Consider the following 12,051-nt stretch of genomic DNA (forward strand, 5'->3'; position numbering starts at 1 on the left):
GAATCCTTAGAATAGACCGATTTTAAAAATTAGATCAAGACTTTTCGCTCAGAAGATGACGGAATATTTAATGACTCACGATATTTCGCAACCGTTCTACGTGCGACATCAATTCCTTCTTCCTTAAGAAGATTAGCAATTGTGTTATCTGACAAAGGTTTACGTGGATTTTCATCTGCAATTAACTTTTTAATCTTGGCTCGAATCGCAGTTGAAGATGCTTCTCCACCCGAACTAGTTCCGACATGACTTGAAAAGAAATATTTCAATTCAAATAAACCGCGCGGAGTTAACATATATTTATTGGTCGTCACCCGTGAAACTGTAGATTCATGCAACTCCACCTCATCGGCGACATCACGCAAAATCAGAGGCTTCATTCCTTCAGCACCAATTTCTAAAAATTCACGTTGATGCTGCACAATACAGGTCGCGACTTTTAATAAAGTTTTATGACGCTCATCGACACTTTTAATAAAGTTTTTTGCATCCAACATATGATTGCGCAAATATTGATTTTCTTCGCTTTGATCTGCGCGTTTAATCATATTGGCATAAAATGAATTGATTCTAAGCTTCGGTACAACATCAGGATTCAGCTGCACCTGCCAATGGTCCTGCTTTTTACTGACCACCACATCGGGAATTTGATAGTCTGACTCCTGATCTTCAAATGCAGTACCAGGATGCGCTTTCAACGTTTTTAATAAAGCCACTGCATGCTGAAGCTGATCGGCGCTTAAACCCGTTTGCTTAATCAACTTGGCTAAATCATTAGAAATTAATAACTCATAATGCTGCAATAGTTGCAGTGCTTCCTGCCGATACGGTACATCTGTAGCCAAACTTTCAAGCTGAATAGATAAGCATTCCGCCAAATTACGAGAACCAATTCCAATTGGATCTAAACGCTGAATATGTTTCAAAACGACTAAAACTTCATCGTCTTCAACTTCATCATCGTATTCCATTGAGATCAATAAATGTTGCACAGATGCTGTGATTTCCGATATTTCACAATCCAAGAAACCATTGTCATCCAAAGCATCAACAATACAGTAAGCAATGAGCTGCTCGACTTGAGAAAAATGCAACAGATTGATTTGTTGCATCATATGCTCTTTTAAACCCAAGTGCCCTTGACGATTATCCTCTCGCTCTTCATATTCCGCCGTGCCCAAACTCGTGGGTAAATGAGTGTACACATCATCCCAGTCTGTATCGACAGGCAAGTCATTAGGCAGATGATCTGCATTTAATTCTTTGGTTAAATCTTTTTGATTATGTTCTTGCTCTTCTAAAGTGGATAAACTTTCGAAACTACTTTGTTCTTCGACTTTTTCTAATAGAGGGTTACTGTCCAACTGAATTTGAACTTCTTGTTCAAGCTCTAAACTTGAAAGCTGAAGCAAACGAATGGCTTGTTGTAACTGCGGTGTCAGCGACAAGGAGTTTGCAACTTTTAATCCAACCGATAACTTCATTTTCACCACTCTTTTAAATTTATTTTTTCAAAAACTTAATACATAAGTTTTTGATAAGCAATTTCTATGCCGTTTTATTAGATATAACATAAATTTATGAAAAAACATAAAGATTTTAATTAGAAAATCTATTCAATTTATTCTCTTTTTCTACTTATCTTTCCCCATAAAAAAACACCCCCAACGTTAGTTGAGGGTGTTTGAATAATGAGCTGGCGATGACTTACTCTCACATGGGTAACCCCACACTACCATCAGCGCGAAGAGGTTTCACTTCTGAGTTCGGGAAGGGATCAGGTGGTTCACTCTTGCTATTGTCGCCAGCACAACTGTTATGGACTTGTTCGGGTCTTAGTTACATTGCTTTTGCTTGATGCTTTTGCATGTAATGCCTTACTTTGTTCCAAATGAGTTATTAACAGGTTGGCTATTGGGTCTGAATTTTATTGTTTAGCCTTAACTAAATCAAGGTCAGTCTGTATTGACTGATTGGATTTGAATCGATTGAACATTCAACCCCAACTGTTTGGGTGTTGTATAGTCAAGCCTCACGAGCAATTAGTATTGGTCAGCTTCACATATCGCTATGCTTCCACATCCAACCTATCAACGTCGTAGTCTTCAACGGCTCTTTAGGAGGCATAAAGCCTCGGGGAAATCTTATCTTGAGGTAGGCTTCCCGCTTAGATGCTTTCAGCGGTTATCCCTTCCGAACATAGCTACCCGGCGATGCGACTGGCGTCACAACCGGTACACCAGAGGTTCGTCCACTCTGGTCCTCTCGTACTAGGAGCAGATCCTCTCAAATTTCCAGCGCCCACGGTAGATAGGGACCGAACTGTCTCACGACGTTCTAAACCCAGCTCGCGTACCTCTTTAAATGGCGAACAGCCATACCCTTGGGACCTGCTTCAGCCCCAGGATGAGATGAGCCGACATCGAGGTGCCAAACACCGCCGTCGATATGAACTCTTGGGCGGTATCAGCCTGTTATCCCCAGAGTACCTTTTATCCGTTGAGCGATGGCCCTTCCATACAGAACCACCGGATCACTAAGACCTACTTTCGTACCTGCTCGACTTGTGGGTCTCGCAGTTAAGCGCGCTTTTGCCTTTATACTCTACGCGTGATTTCCGACCACGCTGAGCGCACCTTCGTACTCCTCCGTTACTCTTTAGGAGGAGACCGCCCCAGTCAAACTACCCACCAGACATGGTCCTCGTCCCGGATAACGGGACAGAGTTAGAACCTCAACATTACCAGGGTGGTATTTCAAGGACGGCTCCACTCGGACTAGCGTCCAAGTTTCAAAGCCTCCCACCTATCCTACACAAGTAAGGTCAAAGTTCAATGTCAAGCTGCAGTAAAGGTTCACGGGGTCTTTCCGTCTAGCCGCGGGTACACCGCATCTTCACGGCGAATTCGATTTCACTGAGCCTCTGCTGGAGACAGCGCCGCCATCATTATGCCATTCGTGCAGGTCGGAACTTACCCGACAAGGAATTTCGCTACCTTAGGACCGTTATAGTTACGGCCGCCGTTTACTGGGGCTTCGATCAAGAGCTTCGCTTACGCTAACCCCATCAATTAACCTTCCAGCACCGGGCAGGCATCACACCCTATACGTCCACTTTCGTGTTTGCAGAGTGCTATGTTTTTAATAAACAGTTGCAGCGGCCTGGTTTCTGAGGCTGTCAACCGCTCAGGGAGCAAGTCCCATCACCGTCAACAGCGTACCTTCTCCCGAAGTTACGGTACCATTTTGCCTAGTTCCTTCAGCAGAGTTCTCTCAAGCGCTTTGGTCTACTCGACCTGACCACCTGTGTCGGTTTCGGGTACGATTCCAGTGTAACTGAAGCTTAGAGACTTTTCCTGGAAGCAGGGTATCAGCCACTTCACTGTACAAGTACAGCTTGCTATCAGATCTCAGCATAGAGCACCCCGGATTTGCCTAAGATGCATGCCTACTTCCTTTCACCTGGACTACCAACGCCAGGCTGACTTAACCTTCTCCGTCCTCTCATCGCATTACACTGAAGTATTGGAATATTAACCAATTTCCCATCGACTACGCCTCTCGGCCTCGCCTTAGGGGTCGACTCACCCAGCCCCGATTAACGTTGGACTGGAACCCTTGGTCTTTCAGCGAACGGGTTTTTCACCCGTTTTGTCGTTACTCACGTCAGCATTCGCACTTCTGATACCTCCAGCATACTTCTCAATACACCTTCTTCGGCTTACAGAACGCTCCCCTACCACGCATAATAAATTATGCATCCGCAGCTTCGGCACATAGTTTTAGCCCCGTTACATCTTCCGCGCAGGCCGACTCGACTAGTGAGCTATTACGCTTTCTTTAAAGGGTGGCTGCTTCTAAGCCAACCTCCTAGCTGTCTATGCCTTCCCACATCGTTTCCCACTTAACTATGATTTTGGGGCCTTAGCTGGCGGTCTGGATTGTTTTCCTCTTGACTACGGACGTTAGCACCCGCAGTCTGTCTCCCGGATAGTACTCATTGGTATTCGGAGTTTGCATCGGTTTGGTAAGTCGGGATGACCCCCTAGCCGAAACAGTGCTCTACCCCCAATGGTATTCGTCCGAGGCGCTACCTAAATAGCTTTCGGGGAGAACCAGCTATCACCGAGTTTGATTAGCCTTTCACCCCTATCCACAAGTCATCCCCTGGCTTTTCAACGACAGTGGGTTCGGTCCTCCAGTTAGTGTTACCCAACCTTCAACCTGCTCATGGATAGATCACCCGGTTTCGGGTCTATACCCAGCAACTATACGCCCTATTAAGACTCGATTTCTCTACGGCTCCCCTATTCGGTTAACCTCGCTACTGAATATAAGTCGCTGACCCATTATACAAAAGGTACGCAGTCACCGAACAAGTCGGCTCCCACTGCTTGTATGCATGCGGTTTCAGGATCTATTTCACTCCCCTCACAGGGGTTCTTTTCGCCTTTCCCTCACGGTACTGGTTCACTATCGGTCAGTCAGGAGTATTTAGCCTTGGAGGATGGTCCCCCCATATTCAGACAAGGTTTCACGTGCCTCGCCCTACTCGTCATCATTATGTGTGCCCTTTCGTGTACAGGACTATCACCCACTATGGTTGCACTTCCCAGAGCATTCCACTAAAACACACATAACTTAATGGGCTTTTCCCCTTTCGCTCGCCGCTACTGAGGGAATCTCAATTGATTTCTTTTCCTAAGGGTACTGAGATGTTTCACTTCCCCTCGTTCGCCTTGCAACACTATGTATTCATGTTGCAATACCTACCTTAAGGTAGGTGGGTTCCCCCATTCAGACATCTCCGGATCAAAGGATATTTGCCGCCTCCCCGGAGCTTTTCGCAGGCTATCACGTCTTTCTTCGCCTCTGACTGCCAAGGCATCCACCACATGCACTTAATTACTTGACTATACAACCCCAAACAGTCGACGTTACCTACAAGTTAGTAACTTCAACATTTCAGTTTAGAGCACTGTGCACTTAAGCACCATACAGCTTCAATCTAAATTCATATACCAAAACGCTTGATTCAGTTAATTTGCTAGTTCTCATTTCAATTCGTAATTAAACCGTAACACCGAAGTATTACTGTCAATCCTATATGAAATGAGTTGAACAATTTATTTCAGACTCAATTTTTGCCAATCTGTTAATGATTCACTGCATCCTCGTCGGACTGCAGTCAACTGTGATAAATCACAGAACTTAATAAACCATCAAATCTAATCTCTCGATTCTTTCGATCTTTTATTAAGTTCTGCAATCTTTAGCTTATTCCCGCACTTAATAAGTACGTGGTGGAGACTAGGAGAGTCGAACTCCTGACCTCCTGCGTGCAAAGCAGGCGCTCTACCAACTAAGCTAAGTCCCCAGCTTATCATCTGTGATTCGATGTATCAGATTATAGCCTGCGCACTCACTCACGTTCGTTTGCCTTGCGCTTCGCCTTAAAGCAGTGCTTTAAGTCTTGCTCATGGTGGGTCTGACAAGACTTGAACTTGTGACCCCACGCTTATCAAGCGTGTGCTCTAACCAACTGAGCTACAGACCCTCAGATACATCAATGAAGAACAACTTGTTGTGGATTCTTACCAATCGTCAATCTTTCGTTAAGGAGGTGATCCAGCCGCAGGTTCCCCTACGGCTACCTTGTTACGACTTCACCCCAGTCATCGGCCACACCGTGGTAAGCGTCCTCCTTGCGGTTAGACTACCTACTTCTGGTGCAACAAACTCCCATGGTGTGACGGGCGGTGTGTACAAGGCCCGGGAACGTATTCACCGCGGCATTCTGATCCGCGATTACTAGCGATTCCGACTTCACGCAGTCGAGTTGCAGACTGCGATCCGGACTACGATCGGCTTTTTGAGATTAGCATCACATCGCTGTGTAGCAACCCTTTGTACCGACCATTGTAGCACGTGTGTAGCCCTGGCCGTAAGGGCCATGATGACTTGACGTCGTCCCCGCCTTCCTCCAGTTTGTCACTGGCAGTATCCTTAAAGTTCCCATCCGAAATGCTGGCAAGTAAGGAAAAGGGTTGCGCTCGTTGCGGGACTTAACCCAACATCTCACGACACGAGCTGACGACAGCCATGCAGCACCTGTATGTAGATTCCCGAAGGCACCAATCCATCTCTGGAAAGTCTCTACTATGTCAAGGCCAGGTAAGGTTCTTCGCGTTGCATCGAATTAAACCACATGCTCCACCGCTTGTGCGGGCCCCCGTCAATTCATTTGAGTTTTAGTCTTGCGACCGTACTCCCCAGGCGGTCTACTTATCGCGTTAGCTGCGCCACTAAAGGATCAAATCCCCCAACGGCTAGTAGACATCGTTTACGGCATGGACTACCAGGGTATCTAATCCTGTTTGCTCCCCATGCTTTCGCACCTCAGTGTCAGTATTAGGCCAGATGGCTGCCTTCGCCATCGGTATTCCTCCAGATCTCTACGCATTTCACCGCTACACCTGGAATTCTACCATCCTCTCCCATACTCTAGCTAACCAGTATCGAATGCAATTCCCAAGTTAAGCTCGGGGATTTCACATTTGACTTAATTAACCACCTACGCGCGCTTTACGCCCAGTAAATCCGATTAACGCTCGCACCCTCTGTATTACCGCGGCTGCTGGCACAGAGTTAGCCGGTGCTTATTCTGCGAGTAACGTCCACTTATCCCAGGTATTAACCAGGTAAGCCTCCTCCTCGCTTAAAGTGCTTTACAACCAAAAGGCCTTCTTCACACACGCGGCATGGCTGGATCAGGGTTCCCCCCATTGTCCAATATTCCCCACTGCTGCCTCCCGTAGGAGTCTGGGCCGTGTCTCAGTCCCAGTGTGGCGGATCATCCTCTCAGACCCGCTACAGATCGTCGCCTTGGTAGGCCTTTACCCCACCAACTAGCTAATCCGACTTAGGCTCATCTATTAGCGCAAGGTCACAAGTGATCCCCTGCTTTCTCCCGTAGGACGTATGCGGTATTAGCATCCCTTTCGGAATGTTGTCCCCCACTAATAGGCAGATTCCTAAGCTTTACTCACCCGTCCGCCGCTAGCTCAGTTACCGAAGCAACCTCGCCCGCTCGACTTGCATGTGTTAAGCCTGCCGCCAGCGTTCAATCTGAGCCATGATCAAACTCTTCAGTTAAAATCATTTTGAAGTTTTAATCTAAACTTCCAAATCTGGCTCATCAATTTTCTGACTTAAATTTCGCTCAAATAAACTTCGAGTAATTTAAACCAATCAATCAATGAAATAATTTCGATCAATCAATCAGTAAAAATCCACACAAGTTGTTCTTCATAATCTCTTAATGATCTTCTCAACGCTTCGTCAGCATCAAGCTAGGTCGGCTATATTACGCTTTATTTCTAAAGTGTCAACTGGTAATTTAAATTATTTTAAACTTACTTTCTAAAACTCAACCCAATCAATTTCAATCAAGTCATTGTTTTATCAGAAGTTTTAATCTGCATCACCGCCGATGGATGTGCATTATAGGACAATTATTTTAACAAGCAACCCCTCTTTTTAAGTTTTATGCGTTTTTCAGTTCGAGTGGTTATTTATTCAGCAAAATATTTTAAATCTGTATCATTCTTGCTCAAAATTAACAGTAGGCTTATTTTAAAATATTAGCTACACGATTTTTATGTTCGTTCGTGTTGTGCCCAATGACTCAAAATTTTAAATAATAAACTTGCTGTCATTTGTAGCAATGCTAACGCCTACTTTTGTGTGCTTTACCCACATCGAATCTTTATAGCACTACATTCCCTATTTTATCTTACGCAAAATGGGAACATGACACGCCAAAGCTTTGCATCATAGACAATCATGTGATGGCACAACAATTTAAAAAAGCCAAGCGTTCACATCACAACTATGACAATCACTCTATTTCACTCAGAAATATTGCTCAGACCAACTACCAAATCTTAATTTTTTTACGCTTTCTTCAGTACAAGAACAACTTACTCTAAATACTCAAGTACAATTTCCTGCCTTATCTATTAGCATGAACAATCTAGACTGTGAAACAGGAAGCGCATTTTGCATCTATAAGAAGAATCAAAATTATGCCTTTAAAGTTAATATGGAAAGCTTAACCCAGTCTAAAGTGGCTTTGTTGCATAAATGTGTAAGCATATGATTTAAATAAATTTAATTCTGGATCAAAAATAATCAAAACTTTTAAAATCATATAATTATGAAATCTTTGTGCAACAAAGCCTTTTTAAACTAATAAGGCTTTCATAAATTTCAGGCATAAAAAAACCGCTTAACGCGGTATCTTTATTGATTTGACCATATCTGTTTAGCAGCTATTCTATTTAGAATAATGGTCGGAGCAGTAGGATTCGAACCTACGACCCCCTGGTCCCAAACCAGGTGCACTACCAGGCTGTGCTATGCTCCGTTGATCTCTTAAAGAGATTGGGGTGAATGACGGGATTCGAACCCGCGACAACTGGAATCACAATCCAGGGCTCTACCAACTGAGCTACATCCACCATCAAGTTGGGTTCTTTTATACCAAGCCACCAACAATAATGGCGCGCCTGACAGGATTCGAACCTGTGACCATCCGCTTAGAAGGCGGATGCTCTATCCAACTGAGCTACAGGCGCATGACCGATGATACATAATATCATGCGATACGTTGCCTTGAAGAATTGGTCGGAGCAGTAGGATTCGAACCTACGACCCCCTGGTCCCAAACCAGGTGCACTACCAGGCTGTGCTATGCTCCGATTCATCTCAGCTTTTTGTATATCGCACATCGTGCGGTACGGTGTGCATTCTAGGCGCGACGCCCGGAGACGTCAACACCTATATTTAAAAAAAATTAAAAAAAAGCTTCAACCGTATATTTATCAAACATTTTTTGATATTTTTCAATCAATTTTAGCGTTTTAAGCTCGCACTGAAATTCAACATACGATCTAATGGTAATTTAGCACGTTCTGCCAAAGCAGGTTCGACGAATACTTCTTGATCCCCCGTTTGCAATACATGCAAAATTCCATCTAATTCATTCATCGCCATCCACGGGCAATGTGCGCATGAACGACAGGTTGCACCCTCGCCTGCAGTTGGGGCTTCAATTAGAATTTTATTTGGTACAGCTTGCTGCATCTTGTAGAAAATACCGCGGTCAGTTGCCACAATTAAACGCTCGTGTGGCAAAGTTTTTGCCGCCTGAATAAGTTGCGAGGTACTGCCTACTGCATCAGCCACATCAACAACAGATTCTGGTGATTCTGGATGCACCAAAACTGCTGCATCAGGATACAAGGCTTTCATATTGGCAATACCGCGTGAACGGAATTCTTCATGCACAATACACGAGCCATCCCAAAGCAGCATATCTGCGCCAGTTTTCTTTTGAATATAGCGTCCTAAGTGCTGATCTGGCGCCCAAATAATTTTTTCACCTAAACTATCGAGGTGTTCAATAATTTCAACCGCACAGCTTGAGGTGACGACCCAATCCGCACGTGCTTTTACCGCAGCTGATGTGTTGGCATAAACCACAACTGTATGATCAGGATGCGCATCACAGAAGCGGCCAAACTCATCGACAGGGCAACCTAAATCTAGTGAACAAGTCGCTTCTAAAGTTGGCATAAGAATGGTTTTTTCTGGCGATAAAATTTTGGCAGTTTCACCCATAAACTTTACCCCAGCCACAACTAACGTGGTTGCCTCATGATCACGACCAAAACGTGCCATTTCCAGTGAATCTGAAACACAGCCACCTGTTAATTCAGCCAGTTCCTGTACTTCAGGATCGCAATAGTAATGGGCGACCAAGACAGCATTACGCTTTTCGAGTTCTGCTTGAATTTGCGCAAATTTTTCCTGCTTGGCTTGCTCACTCAAATGATGTTCTTTGGTTTCGCCCAAGCGATCTAAATGCGCCTGCACAATTAATTTGGCTTCATTGGCAATTAAATTGGTCGCATCATTCATAACAACGTCTTCTCTATCTTCATGCTTGCCCGAACACAAGCTTACTCAAGTCACTGATGATATGGGGGCAATTTACTCATTCACCAGCCCTTTGCCAATTGAATGCTAAAAAAGCCTCACAACGGAGGCTTTATCACTCAATTTGAATTTTACGAGCGGTAATCCGCGTTAATCTTGACATAATCGTAAGATAAGTCACAAGTATAGACTGTATCTGTCGCTTCACCACGTCCTAAATTTACACGAATGGTCATTTCAGTTTGCGCCATGACGCGTGCGCCTGCTGCTTCGGTATAATCGACTGCAGCACCGCCATCTTTACAAATTTGCACATCATCTAACCAAACCTGAATTTTTTCAACGTCTAAATTTGGCACGCCTGCATAACCAATCGCAGCAAGAATACGTCCCCAATTTGGATCTGAGGCAAAAATGGCAGTTTTTACCAATGGTGAATGGGCGATGCTGTATGCAATATCACAACATTCTTGGGTATTGGCACCACTTTCAACACGTACTGTAATGAATTTTGTTGCACCTTCACCATCACGGATAATCAGTTGCGCTAAACGCAACATCACACGATTCAAAACATCCAGCACCACAGCATAACGCGGGTCATTTTCACTGCAAATTTCAGTGCCACCCGCCTGACCTGTCGCCGCTAAGATACATGAATCATTGGTCGATGTATCGCCATCTACAGTAATACGGTTAAACGATTGTTCTACGCTGTGTTTGAGCAATTGCTGCAAGATGTCACGTTGAATAGGTGCATCGGTTGCAACATAACTAAGCATGGTCGCCATATTCGGGCGAATCATACCTGCACCTTTAGAAATGCCTGTCATGCTATAAATAATGCCATCCAACTCAAACTGCTCAGAAGCACCTTTTGGTGTAGTATCTGTGGTCATAATACCTGTCGCAGCATCATGCCAAGCATCCTCACGTAACGATGCCAACGCAGGCGCTAAACCTGCAACCAAGCGTTCCATGGGTAATTGTTCTCCAATCACACCTGTAGAAAATGGCAAAACTTCTTGGGAAGATACACCCGCCAATTCAGCCAATTTGGCACAGGTGGTTTCTGCATTTTGCAACCCCAATTTGCCTGTACCCGCATTGGCATTGCCTGTGTTAATGACCAAATAACGCGGATTGCCTTGAGTCAAATGTGCTTTAGATACATGCACAGGCGCGGCGCAGAATGCGTTTTGAGTAAATACACCCACCACATTTGAGCCTGCTGCAAATTCAAAAATAACCAGGTCACGTCGGTTCTGATAACGCACATAAGCCTCTGCTGAACCAATTTTTACACCTTTGACCACATGCATATGTGGCATAGAGACGTCACCAACTGCCATTTTGAAATTTCCAGTACAAATTTGAGAGTGTCACAGCTTAGTGGAAATTGAAGAAAAAATCGAGCATTCACCCTATATGATTCTACTTCTGTTCATGAACAAGGTCATATATAAAAAACCAGCCCGTTTGGACTGGTTTTTTATCTTCACTTTAATACGTAAGCACCTGAAGTTATACTGATTGGGCTCAATTTGGATTATGGCTTGGTCGCAACCACGGTTTCACCCAATAAAGCTTGTTTTGCACGTTCTTGACTTGCTGCAGATAAAGCAGGATTAGCAGCCACAATACGATTTACATTTGCAGCATTCGCAGGTGCAATCGCTGCAGTATGCAGCACGATTGGACGCTGATCTGGATTAGCAAAGGTATAACGAATACCTGTGCGTGGGCTTGCCACAGTCACATGACCATTATCCACCTGTACCTGAGCTGTAGTCGCTCCCACAGCTGCTTGTACTTTTGCAGGCGTTGTCGTGGTTGCCGCATTTGCAAATGCGAAGCTAGGCAAGCTCAAGGCAACAATCATTAAAGGTTTTAATACTTTTTTCATTTTTTGTTCCACACGTGGATATTGCATGTGCAACTAAATAGCATTTAATTCCACAATCTGCAAATGCTATACACATCTTGCAAAACTATTACCACAAAGATTTTTGCAGCAAAAAACAAAAAAGCAGAACCGAAGTTCTGCTT

Annotated in this window: 4 protein-coding genes, 6 tRNA genes, 3 rRNA genes and 1 pseudogene; 1 reads left to right on the forward strand and 13 read right to left on the reverse strand. The window is 44.4% G+C overall.

Annotated elements, in window-relative coordinates:
* Nucleotides 1-29 precede the first annotated feature (29 nt).
* The 6 genes from K1T76_RS10115 to K1T76_RS10140 all read right to left on the reverse strand — a co-directional run bounded on the left by K1T76_RS10115 (nucleotide 30) and on the right by K1T76_RS10140 (nucleotide 7,155).
* Complete coding sequence (locus tag K1T76_RS10115) at nucleotides 30-1,484, reverse strand: RNA polymerase factor sigma-54 (RefSeq protein WP_230245296.1); 1,455 nt, start codon at nucleotides 1,482-1,484, stop codon at nucleotides 30-32.
* A 210-nt stretch (nucleotides 1,485-1,694) separates the two neighbouring features.
* Nucleotides 1,695-1,809, reverse strand: a 5S ribosomal RNA gene (gene rrf / locus K1T76_RS10120).
* Nucleotides 1,810-2,021: 212 nt separating this feature from the next.
* Nucleotides 2,022-4,915: ribosomal RNA gene (locus K1T76_RS10125) — 23S ribosomal RNA — on the reverse strand.
* A 386-nt stretch (nucleotides 4,916-5,301) separates the two neighbouring features.
* Nucleotides 5,302-5,377: transfer RNA gene (locus tag K1T76_RS10130), tRNA-Ala, on the reverse strand.
* Nucleotides 5,378-5,480: 103 nt separating this feature from the next.
* Nucleotides 5,481-5,557, reverse strand: a tRNA-Ile gene (locus K1T76_RS10135).
* A gap of 59 nt (nucleotides 5,558-5,616) precedes the next feature.
* Nucleotides 5,617-7,155, reverse strand: a 16S ribosomal RNA gene (locus K1T76_RS10140).
* Together the 16S, 23S and 5S rRNA genes with 2 tRNA genes alongside form the textbook arrangement of a ribosomal RNA operon.
* Before the next feature lie 856 nt (nucleotides 7,156-8,011).
* On the opposite strand from K1T76_RS10140, the pseudogene K1T76_RS15130 reads away from it, so the two are divergent.
* Nucleotides 8,012-8,161 (forward strand): annotated as a pseudogene (locus K1T76_RS15130) (YfiR/HmsC family protein); the annotation flags it as partial.
* A 190-nt stretch (nucleotides 8,162-8,351) separates the two neighbouring features.
* Here K1T76_RS15130 and K1T76_RS10145 read toward each other — a convergent pair.
* From K1T76_RS10145 to K1T76_RS10175, 7 genes are all read right to left on the reverse strand, one after another.
* Nucleotides 8,352-8,428: transfer RNA gene (locus K1T76_RS10145), tRNA-Pro, on the reverse strand.
* A gap of 18 nt (nucleotides 8,429-8,446) precedes the next feature.
* Nucleotides 8,447-8,522: transfer RNA gene (locus K1T76_RS10150), tRNA-His, on the reverse strand.
* Between the two features lie 40 nt (nucleotides 8,523-8,562).
* Nucleotides 8,563-8,639 (reverse strand) — tRNA-Arg (locus K1T76_RS10155).
* 46 nt (nucleotides 8,640-8,685) lie between these two features.
* Nucleotides 8,686-8,762: transfer RNA gene (locus K1T76_RS10160), tRNA-Pro, on the reverse strand.
* A 154-nt stretch (nucleotides 8,763-8,916) separates the two neighbouring features.
* Nucleotides 8,917-9,984 (reverse strand): quinolinate synthase NadA, encoded by a 1,068-nt coding sequence (gene nadA / locus K1T76_RS10165; protein WP_230245298.1) that lies wholly within the window; start codon nucleotides 9,982-9,984, stop codon nucleotides 8,917-8,919.
* Nucleotides 9,985-10,133: 149 nt separating this feature from the next.
* Nucleotides 10,134-11,354 carry a bifunctional glutamate N-acetyltransferase/amino-acid acetyltransferase ArgJ gene (gene argJ, locus K1T76_RS10170; RefSeq protein WP_230245300.1) on the reverse strand — a complete coding sequence of 407 codons (1,221 nt, stop codon included), beginning with the start codon at nucleotides 11,352-11,354 and terminating at the stop codon, nucleotides 10,134-10,136.
* A 197-nt stretch (nucleotides 11,355-11,551) separates the two neighbouring features.
* Complete coding sequence (locus tag K1T76_RS10175) at nucleotides 11,552-11,908, reverse strand: hypothetical protein (RefSeq protein ID WP_230245301.1); 357 nt, start codon at nucleotides 11,906-11,908, stop codon at nucleotides 11,552-11,554.
* Nucleotides 11,909-12,051 lie beyond the last annotated feature (143 nt).

Source organism: Acinetobacter sp. PW68 (assembly GCF_020982655.1).
Lineage (GTDB): Bacteria > Pseudomonadota > Gammaproteobacteria > Pseudomonadales > Moraxellaceae > Acinetobacter > Acinetobacter towneri_A.